The following is a 26608-nucleotide window of genomic DNA, read 5'->3' on the forward strand; positions in this document are numbered from 1 at the left end:
TTACAATATTGGGGGATTTGAAGCCGAGGAGAGATGTGAATGCGGTTGTGCTCACAGGTGTGCGGTGTTGTGTTTAATCCGATTGAAGACGATTATGTAGACGTTTGTGAAGATTGTGAGGCAAGGCAGAATGACGTGGAAGTGGAACGGGAATCGTTTAGTTTTTATTTGGGGAAATGCGGTTTAATCATTGATTATTTGCTTTAAATGGCTGATTTAAAAAAAGGTTGATTACCAGCCATTTCTTGTTACAATAATAGTAGATTTATTATTCACACTATTCACTCTATATGCAGTTCATTTTTGAAAGGAGACCAAGCATGGTAACTTTACCTAAATTGAACGATCTCGGATTTTTCGAGATAAGACTGGAATCCATCGGCGGTCTAGGAGCGAATCTGGCAGGTAAAATGCTGGCTGAAGCAGGAGTCGTTGGCGTTGGTTTGAACGGTGTCAGTTTCTCATCCTATGGGTCTGAGAAGAAAGGATCAGCAGTAAAAGCACATATTCGATTTTGTGACATGGATACGAAGATTCGGGATACATCGCCCGTTGAACGACCGCATGTTGTAGGTGTTTTTCATGAGTCACTTTCCAAAACTGTAAACGTTATCAGTGGCATTTATGAGGATAGTACCGTATTAGTAAATTCAACGAAAACGCCTGATGAATTAAAAGAGAAGATGAAGCTCAGGGGGGGCACGATTGCTGTCATTGACGCAATTGGTATCTCACTCGAGGAAAAGAATCGTGTAAATATGGCTATGTTGGGTGCCATGTTCCGATTGTGTGATTTTCTGGATCCAGATGTCATGCGAGGTGTTATTAGAAAGTCATTAGAAAAGAAATACCCACTTGCAGTTGCACCAGCATTACGGACATTCGATCGTGGATACAACGAGGTCGTTTTCCAAACGTATGCGCTTCCAGAAGGGGAATCTATGCCAGATTTTGTACGGTATGATACACCAGTTCTGGGCTTTGCTACACAGCCTATCGGGGGAGTCGTTACGAACCCAGGTAATAGTATACTCAAAGATTTAAGTATTTCCCGTGCTGGGATGATGCCGCATTTTCATGAAGATTCCTGTATTCACTGCGCTTCATGCGATAATGTGTGTCCTGACTTTTGTTTTGTGTGGGATGAGCTCCCTGACAAAAAAGGCCGTCCCCAAATGTTCCTGCAAGGCATAGACTATCAATATTGTAAAGGTTGCCTTAAATGTGTACAAGCTTGTCCAACCGATGCGCTCTCTAGTGAGCGTGAAGAAGATGGTTATGCTGATCTAAATCGCATGCCGCATCGATTCAATCTAGCTATAAACTCTTAGAGAGTATTTATGGGAGAAGGGTGGAACTACACGCATGGCCATTGATATCAAGCAGGAAATTGGGGTAGCCAAAGTCGAACAGCGCATCGTGTATGAATCAGGGAATGAGATGGCTGCCTATGCCGCACATCAAATTAATTATCATGTCATGGGATACTTTCCGATTTCACCATCCACGGAAGTAGCTCAGTTTCTAGATCTCATGAAGTCCAATGGACAGCATGACATTGTGTTAATTCCTGCAGACGGTGAACATGGTTCAGCAGGTATATGTTATGGCGCATCAACTGCTGGCGGCCGCGTATTTAACGCGACAAGCGCCAACGGTTATTTGTACATGTTGGAACAAATGCCGGTACAATCCGGAACCCGGTTTCCGATGGTTATGAACTTGGTTTGCCGATCTGTTTCGGGACCACTGAATATTCATGGGGATCATTCTGATCTTTACTATGCTTTGAATACGGGTTGGCCGATTGTCATGTGTCGAGATCCGCAAGCCGTGTATGATATGAATATTATGGCGCTGAAATTAGCAGAGGATCCTGAGGTGCGCTTGCCGGTTATGGTCGCGTCCGATGGTTATTTCACCTCTCACCAAAAGCGCAGAGTGCAAACCTTCGCACATCGGGCTGATGTGCAGGCATTCGTAGGTGAGAAGCCACAGGGCTTCCCAGATACCTTGGATCGTAATAATCCGATCACTGTCGGACCTTATATGAATGAGCCGGATTACATTAATAACTGTTATCAACAGTCGATGGCGATGTATAACGCCGAAGGAGTATATGACCGTATTCGGCAGGAGTATGCCGAATTAACGGGTCGTGACTATCCGATTTTAGAGCTATATCGGATGGAGGATGCGGAAGTCGCGGTATTCCTGATGAATTCGGCTTCCGAAATCATCAAGGATGTCGTAGACCAGCTCCGCGAGAAGGGCATTAAAGCAGGTTCGATCGCTCCGAACCTGATCCGACCTTTCCCAGCGAAGCAGATCGCCGAGGCGCTTGCGAATGTGAAAGCGATCACCGTAGGCGATCGCGCGGATTCCTATGGCGGACATGGCGGCAACATGGTCAATGAAATTAAGGCGGCGCTGTTCACCAACGGGAACAGAGACACGCTTGTCATAAGCCGAATCTATGGCTTAGGTGGCAAAGACTTTTATGCCGAGGATGGGCATAATCTGTTCCAATTCGCCATTGATGCGATGGAAAGCGGCAAGGTAGATGTGCCTTTCGATTACTACGGCCATACGCCGGGGGATCCTTCGAAAGCACCAAAACGAGTATTGACGCCAATGAAGTATGAAGATCTGAAGACGGGTCTCATCACCGTTTCTCCAGATGAGAATACCGGGAAATTGAATGTACGCATTCCGCCTCTTCGTTCCTTGACCAAAAAGCCAAAGCGGATTGCACCAGGTCATGGTGCTTGTCCAGGCTGCGGTATTTTCTCAGGACTCGAACTGTTTTTCAAAGGAATAGAAGGCGATATTGTCTCCATTTTCCATACAGGCTGTGCAATGGTTGTAACCACCGGTTATCCGTACTCGGCGCATAAAGCTACTTATATCCATAATCTGTTCCAGAATGGCGCAGCAACGCTGTCAGGTGTTGTAGAGATGTTCTGGGAGCGGAAGCGTCGCGGAGAGCTTGATCATCTAGGGTTAAAGGACGATTTCACGTTCGTCATGATTACGGGCGATGGCGGTATGGATATCGGAATGGGGCCTGCCATTGGGGCTGCCTTGCGGAATCATAAAATGATTATTCTTGAGTACGATAATGAAGGATACATGAACACAGGTGCACAGCTATCGTATTCAACGCCGATGGGTCATCGGACTTCGACTTCCAATGTCGGAAAGCATCAAGGTGGTAAGGTTTTCCATCACAAGGATACGGCGCAAATTATGGCTGCAACTCATATTCCGTATGTATTTACCGGTTCCGAAGCGTATCCGCAAGATCTGGTCAAGAAAGCGGCGAAGGCTCAATGGTATGCGCAGCATGAGGGGTTAGTGTATGGCAAAATTCTCATTGCTTGCCCATTAAACTGGCTGTCTGATGACCAAGAGGGCTCCAATATCGTTGGTGCTGCTGTGGATTCCTGTTTCTTCCCACTTTATGAAGTGGAGCATGGAGTAACTTCGATCACTTACAATCCGGAGGATAAGAGTAAGAAGATTCCGTTATCCGATTGGTTGAAAACGATGGGTAAAACGAAACATCTTACGAAACCCGAATATGAAGGTTCTCTGAAATCGTTCGAGACGGAAGTGGAACGCCGTTGGAATATGCTGAAAGCGAAGCATGAGAATGCGTATTTGTAAGTTGGCGTAACTGTTATCTGATAAGCTCGCCTATAAACGGAGGCCCATTCCCCTCGTGGTGAATGGGCCTTTTTACCAGGAGGAATGGAAGATGCCTTATGTGCTGCAGCAGAAAGAGTCTGAGCAAATTTATACGACAACGCTGGTTAACCATTATGGACTCGCCTACTATGGTGTGAAATTCTGGCATGAGCGAGAGGATGCGAACGAGCACGCTTTAGCCTTTTTAGAATCGCAAGCCGTTCCAGATCCAAGCAGTTGGCAAGTGATTGAATTGGAAGAAAACGAGATGAAAATAGGGAATGTAAAACTCAAAAACTCCCCGCAATGGCGCCTTTTTTGGTCTTCTTTAACACGTAAAGCTGAAGCGCGGAAATTGGAAAATTAAACCTGGCCGTCAATAGGCTAATCGCCACGCATACGATGGCAATAATCGCTACCATTCACCTATATTCGCCTAATACCCCCTCAAACTATAATAAGGATACGATTGAAAATTTTAACATCAAGAGGGTGGAGGGTAAGACGATGAATAAGTTGACAATGGTTATCGCGGTATTGATGGTATCCTTCATGGCTCTACTTCCCAAAGTTACACAAGCCGAAGAAGGTGTCGTGACGAAGGCTCAGATCGTAGCAGGTGTAAGTTTTCGAGATCAACCAAGTACGTCGAGTAATGTCATACGTATGTTGAAGGCCAACGAAGTGGTCACGGTGAAAGACTATACGACAGTGAATTGGTTTCAAATTAAGGATGCGCAAGGTGTAAGTGGATTCGTATCGACCAACAGTAAATACATAACGATTGTGAGCAATGCACAGATCATTTATGGCGTTAATTTCCGTACGTTACCGTCATCAGACGCAAGTTCAGGTTCGAAGGTGATTCGAATGCTGAGCAAAGGGGAAGAAGTTCTTATCACTGATAAAGTGAATGATAGCTGGTATAAAGTCAAAGATTCTGACGGTGTCAGTGGCTATGTAAGCTCTAGTTCCAAATACATAACAGCGGATTTCTCCGTTATCAAACCTAATATGCCAGTAGCGGATGAGATTGAAGCCGTGATTAATGCAGGCGAAGTCTACTTAGGGACTCCTTATGAATTTGGTTCCGAACGGAATGATCCCTCTACATTCGACTGCTCTGACTTTGTGCAAACGATGTATTGGGATGCGCTCCGATTGTCCTTGCCAAGTGACTCTGCTGCGCAAGGTAGCTATGTGAGATCCCTGGGACCCATTGTGAAGGATTGGACGAAGTTAAAACGCGGGGATCTTCTCTTTTTTAGCAGCTATAAAGGCTCCAAAGCTTCAGATTACGATGGCATTAATGTATTGACTGAGCCGATTACACATGTTGGTTTATACTTGGGCAACGGCCAAATGCTGCACACTTATTCCGTTGAATCCGGCGGCGTTCGAGTGGATACAATTGATGGCAAGCAGTGGGAAAATCGATTTTTGTACGGTGGCCCTGTTTTAAAATAAGTTGATGGTTCGAACAGGCAAGGTTTGCCATATACTATAGAAGAGAGGCGGGTGCTGCCTTCAGCATCCGCCTTTTTTCTCATAGTCTATGGAGAAAGGGAGAGCCTTATCTTTGAAACCTTCGGCGACGAACCAACCACTGGAATTTAGGAACAGGGCGGAAAGAGGACTTAACCTGGATACCGTGCACGAGCGTATTCTTCATTTCATGCGTCTTGACCCCGTGGCAACCTATAAATTCATTATAGGGACGGATTGTCAGGTACACACAGGTCATACGAAATTCATTACCGGCGTAGTGATCCAGCGGCTAGGGAAAGGAGCGTGGGCATGTTATCGTCAAGTCATCGTACCAAGAGCGCTTCACTCTATCAAAGAAAAGCTTTCGATGGAAACGACGTTAAGTGAAGAGATTGCGATGTTTTTTGACGAAAACAAGCGATTAGATATGGAAAGTATTATTCTTCCTCATCTGTATCAAGGTGCCACTTTCGATATGTTTATTCATATTGATGCGGGGGATGACGAGAATAGAAATCGGACGGCAAAATTCGTCCAAGAGATGGTGAGACGGGTGGAATCTGTTGGTATGGTGCCAGTCATTAAACCCGATTGTTATGTTGCATCCGCCTATGCGAATCGCTTCTCCAAGAAACCATATCGCCCCCTTTATGAAGACAATGAGGTGTTCGATGGCAGTTTATAAGCTGGGTTATGAACCGTTAGCTCGAATGGTCCAAGCGATCTTGGGTGCTAACGGTTTCGTTTTTAAGGCAAGGGTATGATGTGTTTCTACTTGAAAAAAGGGTTTCCGCGTATTCTTAGCGAAGTATTGCTGAATAATGATTGTAGCATTAGGGGGGACTCCATGAGCAAAACGTTTATTATCGAAGCGGTGATGTTAGCCGTGCATGGCCAGCTCATGCTGCCATCAAAGCCTGTGACTTATTTGATTCCTTATACGACCATTCAAGAGTTATATGAGCTGCATAGCAGCCCTGAACCTATTATGTTAGAGCAAGAAGATGATGGCTTCGTCAAACAAATGATCGGTGAGCTCATTGCATTTTTTGAGGAATCTTTTAATAAGAAAAAAATAGAAAAAGCTTTATCCATACCATGGGGAAAAAGTCCTCCATTACCTATAAATGAGCATGTCACATTGAAAATTGTGTATGCGATAGATAATGAAGCTTATGGCGATCAATTTGATCCCATCGAAACGGAATTGATATTGACTTCGATAAAAGAACAAGCTGTACTATTAACGGATCAATTTGATTTTATTGAACGATTAGTGGAATTTGCCATACCGGTTGAGGCTTTCGATGTAGAGGATTTTGAATTCGCGGTGGAAGGCGACAACCAAGTATAAGAAGAGGAGCTGAGTCAGGGTATTATGCGAGTCATTGAAAAAGAGGAACAGTTAGCATTACTCCCTGCTAATTGGTTCGGGGCCCAAACATGGACGCTTCGTGTTGGTACAGGCGGGATGAATAATACAACACGATTCGTTGAGGTGGAGGGTCGTACATATGTTCTACGGCTGTACGAGACACATCGTGACCGGAACAAAATTATGTTTGAGCATAGTGTTTTGCTTCGTTTAGCTGAAATGAAGGAGGAGCTTCCTTTCGAAATTCCGATACCACTAGAGCTGCCAACTGGGGGAACCGTGGTGACGTTAGGGGATGATGATGAGGGGAAGCTTGCTGCCTTGTTTACTTTTACAGATGGTCATAATCCAATCGAATTAGATTTAAGTCAACTGCAAGAGATGGGGAAAGCAGCAGGACAACTATCTGCTTCCTTAGCCAAGATTTCAATTACAGATAAACCGGAGTACGCTCCTTACTATGAAATAGAACATATTCATCCTAGCTGCAAGCCAGATGCGATTCGAGTGTTCGCGCTGCAACCGCCAGAGCCTTTCATCGCACAGCAGGACGAACTTGCTTATATATTTAATCGTTACATGGCCTTGTACAGCGCAATACCAACGATTCGTCAGCTTCCCCATCAACTCGTTCATGGCGATATTAATGGTTCCAACATGCTGGTGGATGACAAGGGACGTTTTGCAGCCATTCTTGATTTTGAATTTGTAACCATCGATGTGAGGGTTATGGAACTTGCCGTTTGTTTATCCGATCTAATTGATCCGATGCTTCCCGAGGATAGACTCAGAAGGAATAGCAAAGCATTCTATGACGGTTACCGTCAATTTGTCCAATTATCACAAGAAGAAATCAGGATATTACCTTTGTTAATCGAACTTCGTAGACTAGATGTTTTCATTCATTTCCTAGGAAGATACTTGGATGGGGTAGATCCACAAGGTGTGTTGGTCGATATTATTGGCAATACCTATGAGAAATCGAAATGGCTCCAAGAGCATAATACCTTACTTCGTTTTGATCTGAATTAATCTATAAAGCGTGCCATACTAACCTTAAGGTTAGTAAGACACGTTTTTTTCAGTTCTTTTTTTGTTGATAGGCTTGAACTATACTGGTACATAGGAAGCAGGATATTTGTGAAAACTTTAGGGAATACATAGGTTTCTTGCCAAATAACAAAGTTACTTAGAATTATGAAGGAGGACAATCATGGTCTATCAAGCAAGTTCAACACGCTATGCAGAAATGAAATATAATCGTACTGGGAAATCGGGGCTTAAGCTTCCTGCTATATCCCTCGGCATGTGGCATAACTTCGGGGGTTTAGATTTACATGAGAACGGAAGAGCTATGCTACTTCGTTCATTTGATTTGGGGATTACACACTTTGACTTAGCGAACAACTATGGGCCGCCACCAGGATCAGCAGAGGAGTTAATGGGGCGTGTGCTTAAAAGCGATCTCGCGGCTTACCGTGATGAGATCATCATCTCGACAAAATCGGGTTACCACATGTGGGAAGGTCCTTATGGTGAGTGGGGATCCAAGAAAAACATGGTGTCCAGTTTAGATCAAAGCTTGAAAAGAATGGGCCTAGATTATGTAGATATTTTCTACTCTCACCGTCCAGATCCGAACACACCTTTCGAAGAAACAATGGCGACGTTGGATTTAATTGTACGTCAAGGTAAAGCGCTCTATGTTGGACTTTCCAATTATACGGCTGAGCAAACCAAAGAAGCTGCTTCGATTCTTAAAGGTTTAGGTACGCCACTTCTTATTCACCAACCTGCTTATAGTATGATGAATCGGTGGATCGAGGAGGGCTTACAAGATGTGCTGGATGATTTCGGTGTTGGAAGTATCGCATTCTGCCCACTTGCTCAAGGCTTGTTGACGAATAAATACGTGAACGGGATTCCTGCGGATTCAAGAGCCGGCGGAAAGAGCCAATTCCTGAAGGAAAAAGACATCACAGAAGAAAAGCTTAACCAAATCATTCAATTGAACGAATTGGCAAGTTCTCGTGGTCAAAGCCTCGCACAGATGTCGCTGGCTTGGGTACTTCGCGGCGAACGTGTTACATCAGCATTGATTGGTGCAAGCCGCGTGTCACAAATTGAGGAGAATGTGGCTGCACTTAAAAATCTGGAGTTTGCTCCAGAAGAATTGGCAGCAATTGAGAAAATCTTGAAGTAATCTTTCAGAATCAAGGGATGATCAGAGAAGATTTGAAACATACTACATAGTAAAATTGGAATTGCATGGAACAACGCAAACCATAGGGGATTATTCCCATATGGTTTGTTTTATTTCGTTATTAGCAACCTTTCATGTGGTTTCTTCGTTAGTAAACTGTAACTAAATCGATTAGAGGAGATTACTATGAAAATATACAAAAGAAAAACAACGATATATACTTTGATTTTGTCGACAATGCTCTTAGCAACAGCATGTTCCTCAACACAAGAACCGGCGTCCAATACGACTCCGAGTCCTAGTTCGTCACCATCACCAACCGCTACACCTGCAACAACTTCAGTAGCAAGTCCAACAGCAAGTCCTTCTGCGGCTCCTACTGCTTCACCGGTGCCTTCGTCATCTACTAGTGCTAGTACGGTAACTAAGCAAGTTAAAGATATGTTTGAGCTTGCCAAATCAGGCAAAGTTAGCGGCATTCCGTTTGCAGCGAATACTGGACTTATCGACGATGTCGAGAAATCGTGGGGAAAGGCAGATAAGACCGAATCAGCGGGTAGTGGCATTTACGCGACCTACGCCAAGAAGAATGCTGTTATTGGTTATAATAAGGGAAGTCAAATCATAGATATTCGCTCTAATGATTCAAAGTTGCACACGTTGACGTTAAGTCAGATTGAACAAGCTTTAGGCAACCCGACTGACACCAAAGTCAATGGTGATGATACCATTTATATTTATAAAGCCTCACATGAATTTCAGCTTAAATTTATTATTCCTAAATCCACTGGCAAAGTAGATCATATTTCTGTATTTGATACCGTTCACTCTATCAACAACATGGCTGGCTGATTAATGCAATAGCAGTGCGCGCGTGGAGTAATTTGAAAGGTCTTAAGACTCCGCGCGCTTATCAATCGCTTCAGACATAGTACGATCGGTGAGATGCGCATAGATTTGCGTGGTCTCAGGGGAAGCATGGCCGAGCTGCTCTTGCGTTTTGTACAAGTCGTTCTGTAGGTAATAGTCGGTAGCGAATGAATGTCGCAATTTATGTACAGATAAATATGGCTTTCCAAACCTTTTGGCGTATTTGATCACAAGCTCTTGAATTGCTCGTTTCGTCATACGTTCGCCTTCTTTTTTGCCATTCGCCATGGCAACGAAGAGGGCTTTTTCTTTTTTTGCTGGCTTGTACCGGGAGGTGCGGATACTCAAGTAGTCTGTGATGGCTTGAATGGCATCGAGCCGGAAGTAGACCGGCGTTTTGAACGTATCGTCATTTTTACCTTTGCGATATACATGGACGAGTTTCAATTTCATGTCGATATCATCGACGTTTAAGTTGAACACTTCAGATACACGAAGTCCCGAATTTAGGATTAGCGTGACGATACAAGCATCTCTGACTTTATTTAACTCATAGGCGTACAGTGCTTGTTTATTCGTAGCTACATCGTGCTCATAGCCTTCCTTCACATAAGCAATGAACTCGGCAATTTCTTCTTCTTGCAGCAACTTGCCTTCGAGCTTCGCCGCGCTGTCTTTGGCCTTGTGCGCACGCTTGATCTCCACCTTCGCCATTACATTTCGTTTCAGGAGCGGGTAGAAGTTATCATCTTCGGCAATTTGACTCAAATAATGAAATAAGGAACGCAGCGCAGATAATTTGCGGTTAATCGTAGTTTTACCATTAGCTTGTGCTTTACGAGTTGCAAGGAACATGCGAAAATTATTAACGCTGTCCATATGTAGTCGCTCTAAGTCCTCCAGGGGAACTTGATTCATTACAGTCGCTGTGCTTAATCCTTCGGCAAGAAGCCAGGATAAGAAAATTTCATAATCGCGTACATATTCAAGAAGCGATGAAGGTGAAAGATCAGGGAGCTTATAATTAATAAATTTCTCGATATACCAAGGCATCGAAGGGACTCGTCGATCTAACTCATGGCGGTCTTTGACTTTAATAATATTCATACAGTTCACCTCATAAGCGTCTTGCTGTTAGTATACCAGTGGATTCCCTAAATTGGTAGGCATCGAGATCAAACTATTTGGCCTCCATAAACGTCTTAGCTACAACATGATTCAATTCTGATTAACCGCGCGGTAAAAGGAGCGTCATCAACGATATGACTAAGAATAGGAAGCTAGAAACTGAACTCATTACCTGTATAACGGAGCATAAGGAGCATGTATATCGTCTTGCCTATAGCTATGTGAAAAATCAAGAGGATGCACTTGATATCGTGCAAGAGGCGATTCAGAAGGCTTTTGCTGCCGCAGATTCATTGAAAAGCCATGTGGCAATTAAAAGCTGGTTTTACCGAATTGTCGTCAATACCTCATTAGACTTCTTGCGTAAACATAAGAAACTTACTGTTATGGATGATGTGACGATGGAAGCGATAACGCCTGGCAGTGAAGATGCCTATACGAATATTGATTTGGAGAGAGCGTTAGAAGATTTACCTACCATGTATCGCAGTGTGATTACGCTTCGCTATTTTGAAGATTTGAAGATCGATGAAATTGCGGATGTGTTAAAAGAAAACACAAGTACGATCAAGACTCGGCTCTACCAAGCACTTAAACTTTTACGGATAAAAATGAACGATGATACGCTTGTGGAGGTAAACTAACCATGGACGAGAAGTTAGAACAAATGAAACAAACCTATATGGACATACCTATTCCTGCAGAACTCGATTTCATTGTCAATCAAGCGATAAATCAACATAGAAAAAAGCCTAGGACTAATCTGAAATGGATGACCGCAATCGCGGCGGCAGCTATCGTATTTGTTGCGGGTCTTAACACGAGCCCAGCTTTCGCTCATTCGTTAGCAGATATGCCCGTCGTTGGCAAACTGATCAAAGTGCTGACCTTCCGCGAATACTTGTATGATGATGGTACACATCAAGCAAAAGTAGAAGTCCCTATCATCACGAATTTGGAAAACAAAGTGTTAGAGGAATCCCTAAATACCAAATATTTGGAAGAAAGCAGGAAGCTCTACACGGATTTCATGATCGACATTGAGAAGATGAAAGCAAGTGGATTAGAGGGACACCTTGGGGTAGATAGTGGGTATATTGTTAAAACGGACAATGACCAGATCTTCGCGGTAGGCAGATATGTTGTTAACACAGCGGCTTCTTCGTCCACAACCTTCCAATATGACACGATTGATAAAAAAAATCAGTTGCTAATCACCTTACCGAGCTTATTTAAGGATGAAGGATATGTTCAAGTGATTAGTGATTATATTAAGGCGCAAATGAAACAACGGATGAAAGAGGACCCAACTAAAATATATTGGGTAGAGGGTGTTCCGAATGCTGTGAAATTTTATTTTAGTTCCATAAAAAAAAACCAAAGCTTCTATATCAATAAGGATGGCAAGCTTGTCATCGTGTTTCAAAAATATGAGGTTACACCAGGTTACATGGGGACACCAGAGTTCATCATACCGACCAATCTTTTAGTTGATCAATTAAGTACACATGCTTATCTTTTGCCCGAATAAAAAAGGACTAGGTTGCCTACATTAATTGGGTATGCAAAACATCAGCTGGGGGTATTACCATGCCGCAACAAAAGGAACTTGGTTTAGCACAAATCAAAGATGTTGCTCAAAAAGCAGAGCAAGCAGCAGAGCAAACGCTGCAAGTTGCACAGCAAATCTATTCGCAAGCTACGGCTGCCGCTCTCACTGAGGCTGAGCAGCAATTAGAGGATCTTCAAACTCAAATTAAGCAAGCGCAGCAGAAGACGGAAGATCTGAAGCAGGAAATTAAATCCCAGAGTGAGTCTACACAGTCATAGTATCTGAATGAAGCTATAATGCGACCCCACCTTTCGTGGGGTTGTACAACTTGCAGGAAGATAGAGGAGGAGATATTATGCCGCGACGTCGTAATAGTGGTCCGCATACGATTGATCCGAATAAAGCTATGATCCAATCCGTACATTATGAAAATGGAAGTATTGGGGCTGTTCAATTTCAAAATGGCCAAGTAGTCGATGTCCAGACTGCAATTGAGATGACGGAAGCCGATTTAATCGAAGATGCGAATACGGGGGTAAATCGGAAAGGCGAGAAAACCTTGCGTTCCTATCCAGATGGAGATCCAAGCAATAATTTATCAAATTTACCGCGATTTTAAAGGATTTGAAAAGCTGTTTACCATTCATTTGGTGAACAGTTTTTTTGCATTTTGCATTAAAAAAGCTGCTGAGCGTCTCAGCAGCTTTGAATGCGATTGCAAAATTATTTTTTAAAATAGCCTCCAACATAATTGTAGAGGACGCCAAGTACACCGATATAATAGGCGATTTTGATAATGAAATCGGTATGATCTAGCGGCATCATGTTGGAAAGTAAGAATAAAGGGAACACAAAGTACAAAAGGTCTCTCAAGTAATTTGTAATCGTAGAACTGGAGAACGTGCTTGATGAGAACGATTTAAACAAATCTACTACAAAGCTAAGACCCATGACTCCCAAGACAAGCCACATTGCATAAAGCATTAAACCCGATAGTGTAAGTGCCATGTCTGATTCACCCCCACATACGAAGATTTGCTTTCAATCTATCATATGCGGCAATGTGACAAGTCGTGCTAAGTAGTCGGAAATTTTTGTGATTATGTGTGCATCGTATTTCGGAAGATATGAGGGGAGACGCCTACATACTTTTTGAAAATACGCGAGAAGTAGAAGACATCTTTATAACCCAGCGAGTCGGCAATTTCCTTTACGGAATTCGTCGTATTCAACAAAATATTTTTGGCTTCAGCCATTTTCATTCTATGCATATAAGTGTTTAGCGGATAACCGGAATAATCACTAACGATTCTGCGAAGGGTAGAAAGTGAAATGTGATGTCGTTTCGCAATGCTATGTGCATCAAAGGGTTGATATAACGAATCACTGAGCTCATTGATAAGATTGATGAACTGCCCCGACTTCGTTGTTTCCGTTGTGGCTTCTGCCCGCTGAATGAATTCAAACAGTAACGACTCAATAAGTAAAGCTGCTCGATCAATATTAGCAGGAATGCCACTTTCCATCGCAATGAATATTCGCTCAATCCGATTATGCTGGGCAGCATCTTCATAACCAACCTGTTTCACTTGATCTAAGTCTGTCAACCAACTGTTCTGCCATTCCTTTACTCGGCTGCCTTCGAGCGTAAAATAATACTCATCCCAGAAGCCTCCGGGATCAGGGCCATATTGATAAACTTGATTCGGCCGGAAGAAAAATAGACTGCCGCTCTCCACTTTTTGAACCGGTCCGTCATTGACTCGGTAAGTTCCCTTGCCTCCTGCGATATATACAATGGCAAAGCTCTCGAATTTGGCATGTCCGCGAAACATAATCCGCCCAGGCAGATGTCCGACATGTCGAATGAGGAGGGATTGCAGCTTCAATTTACTAGCATCGATAGGTAAAGTAATGATTCTAAGTGGATAAGGACTTATTGTATCGTCCATGAACCTGGGCATAACATACATTCCTTCCGAACTGACTCCGTGATATGATGATGAAAGTTAAACCGCATAAACTTTCGTATATGTTCATTATAAGGGAGAATCTATGCCTACGTAACTAGTTTATAAAAATTCGTTCAGAAAGAGTGGACAACATGACGACCGCATTAAAACGACTATTATGGATGAGTATAAGTTCTGGCATTATTTTTAACTATATGGGCATATTTATTAATCTTTTTATTTGGGAAAAAGGAAATCAAATCTTCGACGTTGCGTGGTTTAATCTCGTTATGTTTCTTGCTTGGGGAGTGGCTTTTATGTACGGAGCCAATCTGCTATCCAAGTTTACGATTGGCTCCGTTATGCGAGTTGCTGCCATAGGGGCAGGCGTCACATTTGTACTTCTATCTTGGGTGCATTTTGAACCGAAAATCCTTTATATTTCTTTGATTGCAATTCCCGTGGGGCTTACGAACGGTTTGTATGGATCTGCGAATAATATGGGCATCTCGCTTTTCGGCAAAGGGAAGGAGTTTACCGTATTTTTTTCCGCAGTCAATGTGATTGGTCAGTTGATTTCTTTCCTTAATCCATTACTATTTGCAGTGATTATTAAGTGGATGGGATTCACTGCGTCCTTCTTCATTATGTTCATCTTCATCGCACTTATGATTTTCACATCGTATTTCGTTCCAGCTATTTCTTTAAAAAAAGCGAATGAACCTGTTTTTCGTAAGTTCCGCTTGGGCCATGTATTTGCAACACCACAATTGAAATGGATGATTCCTTCGCTTGTTGCTGGCGGTTTTTTCATTCAGTTTCAGGGGATATTCTCACTGATCTTTACCTTTTCAGTCACACAAGATAAGCTCAACATTGCATTGCTCCAAATCATGTACACATCGTTCACGATTGCTTGTGTGTTCATTTATCGTCGTTTTAGTCGTACACGTGATATTAGTGACAACAAATGGTTAAGCTTTGGCATGGCAGCAGCGGCAGCAGGGTTCTTGTTAGCGTTATTCCCGACTCCTTTGATTCTGATTCTTTCCAACATCTTAACGACGATTGGTTTGTTCTTCTTCTCTACAATTTGGAGTTCCCGACAATTTCTTGTGACCTATCAATTAGAACCGATTCATCAAACGAGAGTAATGGTATGGCGGGAACTCATCCTTGTTATTTCACGAATGTTTCTACTGGCGTTGATCCTCGGGATTCAGGACTTTGATGGATACGTATTTAAGGCTGTGATGATCTTTAGTTTCTCAAGTGCCTTGTTAATCCCCTATTTTTCGAGAAAAAGTGATGAATCTGCTGTGAAGACAGTTATAAAAGGCGTGGAATCTTAGGATTCACGCTTTTTTTGTGTCTTATTTTAATTTAATGTGATGAATTATTAATGTCATTAAATAAAAATAATAGATAAATCCTTCATCGAGATGGGGTAGATGGGGAAACTATGGTATAATGAATCACATTATGGCATGAAAGCAGGCGACTTACGCAGCATGAATGGACAAAATCGGAAAGATGTAGTACCTGGCAGAGAAGTGAACATTGTGTTAAAGCAAGACCAACGAAGCGGGAAACTTACACGCGGGATCGTGAAGGATTTATTAACGAACTCACCTACACATCCTCATGGTATAAAAGTAAGACTCACAGATGGCCAAGTCGGCCGCGTGAAAGAAATTATTACGCCGTCCAATTGACGGAACATGGAGGAGAATAGGGGATGGCAAAAGCGAAGGTAGCGAAACGGCCAACACGCGATGAATTCGTATTAGAAGAAATCGGGAACCAATTGTCGGAAGCGAAGATGGAGAATTCCGAGATTGTTTTAACGGTTTGGGGGCGCGAGGAAACGGTGCGAGGCACGATCTCGACGATGGATTCACGTACGGGAAGAGTACATATGGATTGTAAAGGCGAGCTGGATAAGGTGCCGTTCATGGATATTATGAAAGTTGAGTATCCGCGGGATTAATAGAAACGACAGCTTGAAATTTAACTCATACGCTTATTTTTTACTTTTGTATGCAGCGTTGTTACGCGTCTGGCTATGAATAGTAAAGAATAAGCGATTTTTTCACCCCAAAAAATTGCACTAAATCTATATTTAACGCAATTTAGTTTGTAACGGACGGAGTTTACTAGAATGGACACTAGATTCACATATGATGACGACTTTTTGGAGCTTTTTGACACTTGGATGAAAGATCAGGGGTTCACGAAACGAACACAACAAGCGTACCTGGGAGATGTGCGTTTATTTCTGACGAGCCTTGGAGAGAAAGAGTTGTCTACGATTGAAGCAATTGATATCATGCGTTTCTTGACGAAGATGCGTCAAGGTGGAGCGGGAGATGCCGCGAGGAATCGCTATCTCTCATCGATCCGAACATTTTTCTCAGCACTCATTGAATTGCAGCTGGTGAAGAACAATCCTTCTATCGCAGTCAAGAAATCGAAGGTAGAAAAGAATTCGGTTCCGACCTTTCTGAGTGAGAAGCTGCTTTCCGTCTTTCTACAATCCATCGAAGGGAAATACCAGATTCGCAATGTAGCGATGTTCCTCTTGATGAGCTACGCTGGCTTGCGGGTCAGTGAGCTTCATCGGTTAAATATCTCCGATTTTAATCGCGGCACGAATTCATTAATGGTTCTAGGGAAAGGTCGCAAGTGGCGTGTCATCCCGCTCCCTAGTGAAATCGTACATGTGCTTGAGCGCGCGCTTGTTGAGCGACTGGAGGCGAGAAGTGGGAGCGAGCAGCCGTTCTTTGTATCCCAATTCGGTCGGCGTATTAGCATACGAATGATTCAATCGATTGCAGAGAAGCAGTTCGAGCAATTGAAAGGGCAATATATGGAGCTGCAGGGGAAATCATTCTCAAGCCATAAGCTGAGGCATACATTTGCAACGATGCAAGTGTTAGCGGGAACGGATATCCGAACGCTGCAAGAGTTGCTTGGACATGCCAGTATTCAAACGACCCAAATATACACACATGTAGGGGATAAACAAAAGCAGGAAGCCATGAATCGTGTATCCGCATTTATTCCAGTCGGAATGGGGATCTAAGGGTTAAGTTGTCATAATTGGCTAATTCGGAGCATAAAAGGGATTGAGGGAGAAGTTCCTTTTTTCACACAATGTCATTGGTAGGAGGTATAGCGATGGCAATACGCCCACCCATCTTACAAAGTGGAGATACCATTGGCATTGTTACATTAGGAAGCCCACTTGATGCGAGCACGATTGATGCTAGAATAGGGACACTCGGGGACATGGGTTTTAATGTTGTCGTAGGCAAATACGCATACGCATATGGAGGGATCGTAGCAGCGACGGCAGCACAGCGAGCGGAAGACCTGATGAGTATGTTTGTCAATCCGAATGTAAGTATGATTCTCCCAACACGAGGTGGTACAGGGGTTAAGGATATATTGCCACTTCTCGATTATCCCCTCATTAATAGTCATCCGAAAATCGTTACGGGATACAGTGATATTACGATTTTATTAAATATTTTATTTCAATTTGCGAATCTCATTACATTTCAAAGTCTGTTGCTGATTGATTTTAACCCGAATACACCAGCCTATAATTTCGATCAATTTTATGCAGCGACCTCCACGCTTGTTAGCCCGAGAGTCATTCAAAATCCACCTAGTATGCCGTTGAATGGGCTTGTGAAGGGTACGGTGAGAGGGCAAATTGTTGGTGGTAATCTCACCTCATTCGTTGGGACACTGGGGACACCTTTTGAAGTAAATACAGTGGGTAAAATAATCGTCATCGAAGAGACGCATGAACCGACGAATGCGATATATCGCTATTTGACGCAATTGATTATGGCGGGGAAATTTCGAGATTGTGTGGGGATCGTGATGGGACAATGTACGAACTGTACCACGTCCTATGCGACGTCTTATAATGACTTAATATCGGGGATCATCGTGCCTTTAGGGAAACCACTTTTGACTAACTTTAGTACGGCCCATGGCTTATACAAAGCGGCTATTCCCATCGGGGCAATGGCTGAACTTGATACATATGCGAACAAACTGACCATTTTAGAACCAACCGTCACAGGATAGCTCAACTTAACTGTTGGAAAATATAAAAGGAAAAGGCCGGTAGATACCGGCTTTTTTGTCCTTCACAGGTCATTAGTTAATCAAACGGCGTGCTCCCCAATAATGCGCATCATAATAAGGAGTACCAAATAAAGTGCTGACTTTTACTTCCCTTGTTCCCATTGTTCCTGCTTGAAGAATTTGATTATTGCCTAGATAGATAGCGACATGGGAAACACCAGTTGTATAGGTTCCTTGTAGAAAAACTAAATCTCCTTTACGAAGGTTGCTCTTCTCTACAGGCGTCCCTAATTGACTTTGTAAAGCTGCAGAATGAAGCAAATTAAATCCTTGTTGATTAAACGCATATTGAACAAAACCCGAACAATCAAAGGCTACATAAGGTGTGCTGCCGCCAAAAACATAAGGTACACCAAGCTGCTTCATCCCAATTGCAATAATCGCATCGGCTTTGACTTCCCAGCTAGCTTTTGGAGTCGTCTTCGAAGGAATAGAAATGATAACGCCTTCATAAATATTATCCGCATTCACTTTTGGATTGTTTGCGATAAGATCCGATAGGGGCACATTAAGCTTCTGTGAAATAGACCAGAAGGTGTCCGAATCCGTGGCTATGTACGTATTGGAAGGCGCGGCATTCGCAATTCCACCGAACATGAGACTAGTAGCAACAACTGTTGTAAGAATGATCTTTTTCATCGTCTTCCTCCTAGATGTCGAATGTGGTTACTTACACATTCTATCAAATTGAAGAAATAGAGAATATGAACAATATATGGATATGACAGATATGTCGACAATTTGTTTACATAATATTAGTTATGTCTCTAAAAGAAATCCAAAAGTACTAATCCGCCAATCCATAGTGCAGAAATAGATACATGAGTTTACACTATGTCAAATTGCGGCTCTAATTTAGGAACAGAATGTATAATGAAAATGTTGAAATTCGAGATATAATATAACATATAGGGTTACAAATACTCACAGAAAGATAACGCGTTCTTCAGTGGATAGAAGGAGGAGCCCGGTGAATTCAGACTTTTCCCGTCAGAAAGTGGAAATTTCGTTGGATGGCGTCGGTATGGTGTTCGGCAAAAAAGGGAGGCAGGTAACCGTCCTTCAGAACATTAGCTTCGATGTGGGGCAGAATGAATTCGTCACGTTATTAGGACCTTCAGGTTGCGGCAAATCAACGTTGCTTCGACTTATGGCTGATCTTTTACAGCCTTCCAGTGGACAGATTACGATTCAGAAGGAACACCCCAAGGAAGTGCGGCTGCGCCGTAAATTTGGCATTATTTTTCGAACGCCGAACCTATTTGAATGGCGGACTGTACGCGAGAATATCGAGCTGCCGCTTGAAGTTCACGAACAGTCTCGACATACGTACCAAGATCGGGTAGACCACTTACTCGAAACAGTCGGTTTAACTAAATTTAAGGATTATTACCCCTGGCAGCTCAGTACTGGTATGCAAATTAGAGTCGCTATAGCCCGTGCATTATCCCTCGATCCTCCCATACTCTTTATGGATGAACCCTTCTCAACCTTAGACGAATTTACAAAGGATAAATTACAACTAGATCTACTGGAAATGAAGAAGAAAATGAACAAAACCATCGTTTTTGTCACCCGTAGTACAACTGAGGCCGTGCTCCTCTCAAATCGGATCATCGTCTTATCCGCCAATCCAGGTCGTGTGCATGCGATTCACCAGGTTCCGTTAGGTCATGATCGCACTTTGCAAACGCGGGAATCCCCACTTTTTCAAGAATTAACCGCTGCAATTCGAAAGTCTGTTTACGAGGGAAGTGAATCCTCCGAAGCGTAACTTTTAAACAATGCGAAGGTTATCTTTCGTTTACCCCCAACTTACTACACTGTCAAAACCAAATCTACTAATTTAAAAATAACAACAATAGCTAGGGATGACATCCTCTTTTTGAACATAGGAATAGTGTAAGAACGAATGGACAAGAGATGGAGGGACTGCTTATGCGTGCTCAGGATGACGTTGATCCATTGGTGAAAGAGGAATTGCTAGAGAAGGATCGCAAATATGTTTGGCATCATATGTCTGCCCATAATGAGAATCCCATGATCATCGCTTCCGGCGAAGGCAGTTGGGTGACAGATATTGATGGCAATCGTTATTTAGACGGTATGTCAGGGTTATGGTGCGTGAATGTCGGTCATGGAAGGCGAGAAATTGCTGAAGCAGCCGCTGACCAAATGATGAAAATTGCTTATGCGACATTGGTTCAATCCCATATCCCAGCTATTGAGTTAGCGGCGAAATTAAATGAATGGCTTGAAGGGGAGTACCGTATTTTTTTCTCCAATTCAGGATCAGATGCGAATGAAGTCGCGTTCAAAATCGCTCGTCAATATCACCATCAGAATGGAAAACCGAGTAAACATAAGTTTATCTCGCGACATCGCGCGTATCATGGGAATTCCATGGGTGCATTGGGAGCCACGGGGCAAGCACAACGCAAGCTGAAATATGAACCACTTGGAGTAGGCTTCCAGCATGTGCCTCCGCCTTATTGTTATCGTTGTCCTTTTGGGCAGACGAAAGAGACTTGCTCCTTACAATGTGCCCAAGCGATCGAAAATGCCATCGTGTGGGAGGGAGCAGATTCCGTTGCTGGTGTGATCCTGGAACCTGTTATTACTGGCGGGGGAATGCTTGTTCCTCATGAGGGTTATTTACCGGCGGTTAGAAGTATTTGTGATAAATATGATGTTTTGCTGATCGTAGATGAAGTCATTTGCGGTTTTGGGAGATCGGGCAAGCCCTTCGGTCATCAGAATTATGGGGTAAGACCCGACATCGTCACGATGGCCAAAGGATTAACAAGCGCCTATTCGCCTCTATCTGCCACCGCTGTATCGGCCGAATTATACGACTCTTTCAAAGAGAAAGAAGCGACTAGCCATTTTAGACATGTCAATACGTTTGGTGGAAATCCAGTTTCCTGTAAGGTGGCCTTAGCGAATCTCGACATTATTGAGCGTGAGGGGCTTGTTGAGCGTTCGGCTGAGATTGGGCAAGCATTCAGGGCTAGATTAGAGCCGTTGAATGCGCACCCTCATGTGGGGGAAATTCGTATTTTCGGATCGGCGATGGGCATTGAGCTGGTAGAGGATCAGATATCGAAGATTCCCGCTTCGGTAGAACGGGTAACTCATCTTATTCTAGCCTGCAAAAGCAAAGGGCTGCTCGTAGGTAAGAATGGGGATACCGTTCCAGGCTATGCCAATATTCTTACGCTCAGTCCACCATTATCTTCTACGGAAGACGATGTGAATTTCATAATCGAAACCTTACTCAGTGTGTTTAGTAACGAGCAAGAGAAAGGATGATTGGACTTGTCGACAATGCCACCTATCCAAATCAACGCAGAACGTCTTGGACAGCATATTCATGATCTGGCGCAAATTGGTAAAATCGGCGAAACAGGCGTTTGCAGACTTGCATTATCGAAGGAAGATCGTGCGGGTGTGGAGCTTGTGAAATCCTGGATGGAAGAAGCCGGGATGGAGGCTTATATCGACCCCTTCGCTAACTTGGTCGGTGTATGGCGCGGGAGCGATCCGGGGGCACCTGTATTAATGCTCGGCTCACACGTGGATTCGCAGCCCTATGGGGGGCGATTTGATGGGGCAATCGGTGTACTTGGCGCGATAGAAGCGGTGCAAACGATGGTGGAACAAGGAGTGATACCCGCTTGTAATGTCGAAGTTGTTGCTTTCTGTGATGAGGAAGGCAGTCGCTTCAATAAAGGGCTGTTCGGCGTTAGAGGCATGACCGGTAAACTCGAAGCGGATGAGTTGGAACGTACGGACAAAAACGGCGTTACCCGCCGAGAAGCACTGTTGGAATTCGGCTGCGATCCAGCGGATTTCGAAGGTTATACGTTCCAGGAGGGCCGAGTTGGCGCTTTTCTGGAGCTGCATATTGAACAAGGCCCTGTCTTGGAATCTCTCGATGAGCCGATTGGTATCGTGAGCGGAATCTCCGGTCCATTATGGCTCACGGTTGAAATGACGGGCTTCGCCGGTCATGCCGGCTCCGTGCCGATGTCAATGCGTCATGATGCCTTGCTAGGCAGTGCCAAGATTATCGTTGCACTTAACGAGCTTGTTCGTCGTGAACCAGGCGTCCCAACGGTTGGAACCGTCGGTTCACTCACGGTATTTCCAGATTCTCGTAACATTATCCCAGAGAAGGTCAGCTTTACGATTGATTTACGAGACATCGATATCTGTCGTCGAAACGCACTTGAGGCGGAACTCCTTAGTGTCATCGAGAACGTAGCCTGCGAACATGGGCTCACCTATACGATTCGGGAAGATACGAACAGCGATCCTCGCTATTGTGCGAATTGGATCAAAGCTGCGCTGCACAAGGAAGCGGGTCTTATGGGGATGAAGCCGCCTGAGCTCATGAGCGGTCCCTTCCATGATTCGTTAACCATGTCCTACGTGTGCGATTATGGCATGATTTTCGTGCGCTGCTTGGAGGGCATTAGTCACAATCCGAAGGAATATGCTAGCCCAGAGGATATAACATTAGGGACGGAACTTCTATACCGAACTGCCCGCCAGATCGTGGTGGAGAAAGGGGGCTTCCGAACATGAGTATCGTTACCATCGGTCTCATCCAAGCCTCACACGAAGTCCATGGTGATGAACCGGTTGCAACACATAAGGAGTTCGCTATTCAGAAGCATCTTGGTTTGGTACGCAAGGCTGCTGCGCAGGGAGCGCAAATCGTATGCTTACAGGAGATTTTCTATTGTCCCTACTTTTGCGCAGAGCAAACAACGAAATGGTACGATGCGGCCGAGGAAATCCCGAATGGACCGACAACGAAGCTTTTTCAAGATGTAGCCAAAGAGCTAGGCGTTGTGATCATTCTCCCGATCTATGAGCGCGAAGGAATTGCTTCTTATTACAATACAGCGGCTGTTATTGATGCAGATGGTGCTTATTTAGGGAAATACCGGAAGCATCACATTCCTCATGTGGGGGCAGGCGGCGGATCTTGCGGATTCTGGGAGAAGTATTATTTCAAGCCAGGAAATCTCGGTTATCCGGTATTTGAGACCGCTTATGCCAAAGTTGGCGTATACATTTGTTATGATCGTCATTTTCCAGAAGGAGCAAGGGCGCTTGGACTTGGCGGTGCGGAAATTGTGTTTAACCCATCTGCTACCGTTGCAGGCACATCTGAATATCTGTGGAAGCTCGAACAGCCCGCGCACGCGGTAGCCAACGGGTATTACGTCGCTGCAATTAATCGTGTTGGAACGGAAGCGCCGTGGAACATGGGTGAATTTTATGGCCAGTCGTACTTAGTAGATCCGAGGGGGTCCATCGTTACGATAGGCAGTCGGGATCAAGATGAAGTGATTATCGGGGAGATGGACAAAACGTTGATTCGCGAGGTCCGTAACGTGTGGCAGTTTTACCGAGACCGCAGGCCAGAAACCTATGATCAAATCACGCATCTTTGAATGAGGGAGGAGGAGCAAGATGGGTACGACATTTATTTCGCTAACGGAGTTGAAGCGTAATTTTGCGGAAGTGAAGGCGGGCATGAAGCCCAAAGAGGCGATCGAAGAATCCAACCGCTGTTTGTTCTGTTATGACGCTCCTTGCACGCGCGCTTGTCCAACAGGCATTGATATTCCTTCCTTTATTAAAAAGATTGCCTCAGGTAATCTAAAAGGCTCCGCCAGAACAATTATGGATGCCAATCCAGTTGGCGCATCCTGTTCGCGAGTATGTCCCACAGAGGAATTATGCGAAGGGGCTTGCGTCCTTAATCATTCGTCCAAGCCTATCTTAATTGGTCAATTGCAGCGGTACGCAACGGACTGGGCGATCAAAAATGAGCAGATTTTATTTAAAGCAGGGGCAAGTAATGGTAAAACAGTTGCGATCGTGGGCAGTGGACCTGCGGGACTTGCAGCAGCTCGTGAGCTAGCCCGCTTCGGTTTTAAAGTAACTGTCTTCGAGGCGAAGGAGCAAGCTGGCGGATTGGATACGTATGGTATCGTATCATTCCGGCTGCCGCAGGAAATCTCGCTTTGGGAAGTCGAGCAAGTCAGGCAGCTTGGTGTAGAGTTTCGCATGAACACGCGTGTCGGAGTTGAAGTCAGTGCTGCTGAATTGTTAAGTGATTTCGATGCGGTGGTGCTCGCCGTTGGGATGTCTAAAGTGCCTATGCTAGGCATCGATGGAGAAGAATTGACTGGTGTCTATGACGCCATTGATTTCGTAGAGTCGACGAAAAATGCCCGAGATCTCGATGAGTCTTTCATTGGGAAGCGGATTGCTGTGATTGGCGCTGGGAATACCGCCATAGATGCAGCTACGTGCTCTGTCCGGCTTGGGGCAGACAACGTGCAAATCGTGTACAGACGAACACAAGAAGAAATGACAGCGTATGATTTTGAATATGAGTTTGCAAAGCTCGATGGCGTTGCCTTTCAGTGGTTAACGGCACCGAAACGGATCCTAGGTGATGAACAGGGGAACGTGATTGGGATCGAATGTGTGCGGATGGAGCTACTCTATGCAGATGGGGGGCGTAAACGCCCAGTACCCATTGCAGGTTCTGAATTTGTCATCGACGTGGACGCGGTGATCAAGGCGATCGGCCAGACGAAACATATATCGCTGATTGAGCAGTTCGGACTTGCGCATTCAAGGGGCACAGTGACGTTGGTAGATGCGGCTGCAGGTATGACATCGAATCCGAAGGTGTTCGCAGCTGGTGATGTTATTTTCGGAGATGGCCAGGGTGAAGCCATGGTCGTATCGGCAGCGCAACAAGGCAAATTGGCGGCTTACGCGATTTACAATCAGTTGGTGAAGGGGCAAGAGGCATCAGCTTAGGTAGGGTTATTTCAGACTCAGGAGGGATTCAGCATGGCTGATTTACGGACGAATCTAGCTGGAATTGTATCACCCAACCCTTTCTGGTTGGCATCGGCTCCACCTACGAACACGGGGTATCAGGTTCAGCGGGCTTTTGAAGCGGGATGGGGTGGAGCTGTGTGGAAAACGCTTGGCGATCCCATTATCAATACATCCTCGCGCTTCGCAGCTGTGCATTTCAATGGACAACGAGTTGCGGGCTTTAACAATATCGAATTGATCACCGACCGTCCGCTTGAGATTAATCTCAAGGAAATCTATGAAACCAAGAAGCGATTTCCGAATCATGCGCTTGTGGTTTCTCTGATGGTTGAGCCTAAGCGAGAGAAGTGGCACGAGATCGTCAAAAAGGTCGAAGCCGTTGGCGTAGACGGACTTGAACTGAATTTCGGATGTCCGCACGGTATGGCGGAGCGTGGCATGGGAGCGGCATCAGGACAGCAGCCTGATCTCGTGGAGGCACAGACGATGTGGGCGAAGGAAGCAGCCCAGACACCTGTGATCGTGAAACTTACACCGAACATCACGGATATCACGAGCACCGCATTAGCGGCGGTTCGTGGCGGGGCAGATGCAATCTCGCTCATCAACACGATTAACTCACTGGCTGGTGTTGACATTGACTCGTGGAACACGATTCCACATGTCGGCGGTAAAGGTTCACACGGCGGTTATTGCGGTCCTGCTGTGAAGCCAATTGCCCTTCATATGGTCGCGGATTGCGCACGAAATCCAGGGGTGAATATTCCGATTTCCGGCATTGGCGGCATTTCCAATTGGCGCGATGCGGTTGAATTTATGCTCATGGGGGCAACAGGTGTTCAAGTGTGCACAGCCGCCATGCATCATGGCTTCCGGATCGTGGAGGATATGATCGATGGGCTGAACAACTATTTGGATGAAAAAGGGTTAGCCAGCGTCTCCGAATTAATCGGGAAATCCGTCCCGCGCTATGCAGATTGGGGAAATTTGGATTTGAACTACGCCGTCGTTGCCAAGATCGACACGGAAACGTGTATTAACTGCAATAAGTGCCATATTGCCTGCGAGGATACCTCGCATCAATGCATTGAGCGACACACAGATGAGCAAGGGAAGTCCTTTTTGCAGGTGAGGGAAGAGGACTGTGTAGGCTGTAACTTGTGTGCGATTGTGTGTCCCGTAGATGGTGCGATCTCGATGGTTGAGGTGAAGGGGACAGAGGAGCCAATGACGTGGAACGAGCGTCAAGCGGCTGTTGCCAAACTGACCGAGGGTAAAGATGAAGATAAGAAGGAGGCTGTGTAGTC

At 44.6% G+C, this 26608-nt stretch carries 29 protein-coding genes; 25 read left to right on the forward strand and 4 right to left on the reverse strand.

Annotated features, from left to right (window positions below; all coding sequences use genetic code 11):
• Positions 1 to 39: 39 nt before the first annotated feature.
• From L6I86_RS11625 to L6I86_RS11670, 10 genes are all read left to right on the forward strand, one after another.
• Positions 40 to 207 (forward strand): hypothetical protein, encoded by a 168-nt coding sequence (locus tag L6I86_RS11625; RefSeq protein ID WP_236287221.1) that lies wholly within the window; start codon positions 40 to 42, stop codon positions 205 to 207.
• Between the two features lie 113 nt (positions 208 to 320).
• On the forward strand, positions 321 to 1331 hold the full coding sequence (locus tag L6I86_RS11630) for a 2-oxoacid:acceptor oxidoreductase family protein (RefSeq protein ID WP_056625160.1): 1011 nt from the start codon (positions 321 to 323) through the stop codon (positions 1329 to 1331).
• A gap of 34 nt (positions 1332 to 1365) precedes the next feature.
• Positions 1366 to 3669, forward strand: coding sequence for a thiamine pyrophosphate-dependent enzyme (locus L6I86_RS11635; RefSeq protein WP_236287223.1), 2304 nt, complete (start codon positions 1366 to 1368; stop codon positions 3667 to 3669).
• A gap of 91 nt (positions 3670 to 3760) precedes the next feature.
• The gene (locus L6I86_RS11640; protein ID WP_236287225.1) at positions 3761 to 4057 is read left to right on the forward strand and encodes a hypothetical protein; all 297 of its coding nucleotides are present in this window, start codon (positions 3761 to 3763) and stop codon (positions 4055 to 4057) included.
• A gap of 140 nt (positions 4058 to 4197) precedes the next feature.
• Entirely contained in the window at positions 4198 to 5157 is a 960-nt protein-coding gene (locus L6I86_RS11645; RefSeq protein WP_236287227.1) for a C40 family peptidase, read from the forward strand.
• 112 nt (positions 5158 to 5269) lie between these two features.
• Positions 5270 to 5863, forward strand: coding sequence for a ribonuclease H-like YkuK family protein (locus L6I86_RS11650; RefSeq protein WP_236287229.1), 594 nt, complete (start codon positions 5270 to 5272; stop codon positions 5861 to 5863).
• 162 nt (positions 5864 to 6025) lie between these two features.
• Positions 6026 to 6532 (forward strand): hypothetical protein, encoded by a 507-nt coding sequence (locus L6I86_RS11655; protein ID WP_056625174.1) that lies wholly within the window; start codon positions 6026 to 6028, stop codon positions 6530 to 6532.
• A gap of 24 nt (positions 6533 to 6556) precedes the next feature.
• On the forward strand, positions 6557 to 7585 hold the full coding sequence (locus L6I86_RS11660) for a phosphotransferase (RefSeq protein ID WP_236287230.1): 1029 nt from the start codon (positions 6557 to 6559) through the stop codon (positions 7583 to 7585).
• 181 nt (positions 7586 to 7766) lie between these two features.
• On the forward strand, positions 7767 to 8756 hold the full coding sequence (gene mgrA, locus L6I86_RS11665) for an L-glyceraldehyde 3-phosphate reductase (protein ID WP_236287232.1): 990 nt from the start codon (positions 7767 to 7769) through the stop codon (positions 8754 to 8756).
• Between the two features lie 186 nt (positions 8757 to 8942).
• Complete coding sequence (locus L6I86_RS11670; RefSeq protein ID WP_236287234.1) at positions 8943 to 9608, forward strand: YjgB family protein; 666 nt, start codon at positions 8943 to 8945, stop codon at positions 9606 to 9608.
• A 42-nt stretch (positions 9609 to 9650) separates the two neighbouring features.
• Here the strand turns inward: L6I86_RS11670 and xerS are convergent, their stop codons facing one another.
• Positions 9651 to 10733 carry a tyrosine recombinase XerS gene (xerS, locus tag L6I86_RS11675; RefSeq protein ID WP_056625189.1) on the reverse strand — a complete coding sequence of 361 codons (1083 nt, stop codon included), beginning with the start codon at positions 10731 to 10733 and terminating at the stop codon, positions 9651 to 9653.
• Between the two features lie 155 nt (positions 10734 to 10888).
• Here xerS and L6I86_RS11680 point away from each other — a divergent pair, with 155 nt between their 5' ends.
• From L6I86_RS11680 to L6I86_RS11695, 4 genes are all read left to right on the forward strand, one after another.
• Positions 10889 to 11398 (forward strand): RNA polymerase sigma factor, encoded by a 510-nt coding sequence (locus tag L6I86_RS11680; RefSeq protein ID WP_236287236.1) that lies wholly within the window; start codon positions 10889 to 10891, stop codon positions 11396 to 11398.
• A gap of 2 nt (positions 11399 to 11400) precedes the next feature.
• Positions 11401 to 12285 (forward strand): anti-sigma-V factor RsiV, encoded by an 885-nt coding sequence (gene rsiV, locus L6I86_RS11685; RefSeq protein ID WP_236287238.1) that lies wholly within the window; start codon positions 11401 to 11403, stop codon positions 12283 to 12285.
• 59 nt (positions 12286 to 12344) lie between these two features.
• A complete protein-coding gene (locus L6I86_RS11690) occupies positions 12345 to 12584 on the forward strand; it encodes a hypothetical protein (protein ID WP_056625198.1) in 240 nt (79 codons plus the stop codon).
• A 77-nt stretch (positions 12585 to 12661) separates the two neighbouring features.
• Positions 12662 to 12925 (forward strand): DUF3892 domain-containing protein, encoded by a 264-nt coding sequence (locus tag L6I86_RS11695; RefSeq protein WP_235550656.1) that lies wholly within the window; start codon positions 12662 to 12664, stop codon positions 12923 to 12925.
• Positions 12926 to 13029: 104 nt separating this feature from the next.
• Here the strand turns inward: L6I86_RS11695 and L6I86_RS11700 are convergent, their stop codons facing one another.
• Both L6I86_RS11700 and L6I86_RS11705 read right to left on the reverse strand, forming a co-directional pair.
• Positions 13030 to 13314: a hypothetical protein gene (locus L6I86_RS11700; protein ID WP_236287239.1), complete on the reverse strand. Its 285-nt coding sequence runs from the start codon at positions 13312 to 13314 to the stop codon at positions 13030 to 13032.
• Positions 13315 to 13406: 92 nt separating this feature from the next.
• A complete protein-coding gene (locus tag L6I86_RS11705; protein WP_236287241.1) occupies positions 13407 to 14258 on the reverse strand; it encodes an AraC family transcriptional regulator in 852 nt (283 codons plus the stop codon).
• A gap of 152 nt (positions 14259 to 14410) precedes the next feature.
• On the opposite strand from L6I86_RS11705, the gene L6I86_RS11710 reads away from it, so the two are divergent.
• The 5 genes from L6I86_RS11710 (at position 14411) to L6I86_RS11730 (ending at position 18362) form a co-directional block, all read left to right on the forward strand.
• Positions 14411 to 15610 carry a hypothetical protein gene (locus L6I86_RS11710; protein WP_236287243.1) on the forward strand — a complete coding sequence of 400 codons (1200 nt, stop codon included), beginning with the start codon at positions 14411 to 14413 and terminating at the stop codon, positions 15608 to 15610.
• A 159-nt stretch (positions 15611 to 15769) separates the two neighbouring features.
• Positions 15770 to 15973: a YwbE family protein gene (locus L6I86_RS11715; RefSeq protein ID WP_056625563.1), complete on the forward strand. Its 204-nt coding sequence runs from the start codon at positions 15770 to 15772 to the stop codon at positions 15971 to 15973.
• A gap of 23 nt (positions 15974 to 15996) precedes the next feature.
• Entirely contained in the window at positions 15997 to 16248 is a 252-nt protein-coding gene (locus L6I86_RS11720; RefSeq protein ID WP_056625207.1) for a YolD-like family protein, read from the forward strand.
• A gap of 171 nt (positions 16249 to 16419) precedes the next feature.
• Complete coding sequence (locus L6I86_RS11725; RefSeq protein ID WP_236287245.1) at positions 16420 to 17343, forward strand: tyrosine-type recombinase/integrase; 924 nt, start codon at positions 16420 to 16422, stop codon at positions 17341 to 17343.
• A gap of 95 nt (positions 17344 to 17438) precedes the next feature.
• Positions 17439 to 18362 carry a S66 peptidase family protein gene (locus L6I86_RS11730; protein ID WP_236287247.1) on the forward strand — a complete coding sequence of 308 codons (924 nt, stop codon included), beginning with the start codon at positions 17439 to 17441 and terminating at the stop codon, positions 18360 to 18362.
• 72 nt (positions 18363 to 18434) lie between these two features.
• On the opposite strand, the gene L6I86_RS11735 is transcribed toward L6I86_RS11730, so the two are convergent.
• Positions 18435 to 19061, reverse strand: a complete 627-nt coding sequence (locus tag L6I86_RS11735) for a C40 family peptidase (RefSeq protein WP_236287249.1) — start codon at positions 19059 to 19061, stop codon at positions 18435 to 18437.
• 331 nt (positions 19062 to 19392) lie between these two features.
• Between L6I86_RS11735 and L6I86_RS11740 the strand changes: the two genes are divergently transcribed.
• From L6I86_RS11740 to preA, 6 genes are all read left to right on the forward strand, one after another.
• Positions 19393 to 20196 carry an ABC transporter ATP-binding protein gene (locus tag L6I86_RS11740; protein WP_236287251.1) on the forward strand — a complete coding sequence of 268 codons (804 nt, stop codon included), beginning with the start codon at positions 19393 to 19395 and terminating at the stop codon, positions 20194 to 20196.
• A 164-nt stretch (positions 20197 to 20360) separates the two neighbouring features.
• On the forward strand, positions 20361 to 21734 hold the full coding sequence (locus tag L6I86_RS11745) for an aspartate aminotransferase family protein (protein WP_236287253.1): 1374 nt from the start codon (positions 20361 to 20363) through the stop codon (positions 21732 to 21734).
• Positions 21735 to 21749: 15 nt separating this feature from the next.
• A complete protein-coding gene (locus L6I86_RS11750) occupies positions 21750 to 23012 on the forward strand; it encodes a M20 family metallo-hydrolase (protein ID WP_236287413.1) in 1263 nt (420 codons plus the stop codon).
• Positions 23009 to 23890 carry a nitrilase-related carbon-nitrogen hydrolase gene (locus L6I86_RS11755; protein WP_236287255.1) on the forward strand — a complete coding sequence of 294 codons (882 nt, stop codon included), beginning with the start codon at positions 23009 to 23011 and terminating at the stop codon, positions 23888 to 23890. The genes L6I86_RS11750 and L6I86_RS11755 overlap by 4 nt, the downstream gene beginning before the upstream one ends.
• 19 nt (positions 23891 to 23909) lie before the next feature.
• A complete protein-coding gene (locus L6I86_RS11760; protein WP_236287257.1) occupies positions 23910 to 25277 on the forward strand; it encodes an NAD(P)-dependent oxidoreductase in 1368 nt (455 codons plus the stop codon).
• Positions 25278 to 25310: 33 nt separating this feature from the next.
• Complete coding sequence (gene preA / locus L6I86_RS11765; RefSeq protein WP_236287258.1) at positions 25311 to 26606, forward strand: NAD-dependent dihydropyrimidine dehydrogenase subunit PreA; 1296 nt, start codon at positions 25311 to 25313, stop codon at positions 26604 to 26606.
• The last annotated feature ends 2 nt before the right edge of the window (positions 26607 to 26608 follow it).

This window comes from Paenibacillus allorhizoplanae (assembly GCF_927798215.1).
Taxonomy (GTDB): domain Bacteria; phylum Bacillota; class Bacilli; order Paenibacillales; family NBRC-103111; genus Paenibacillus_E; species Paenibacillus_E allorhizoplanae.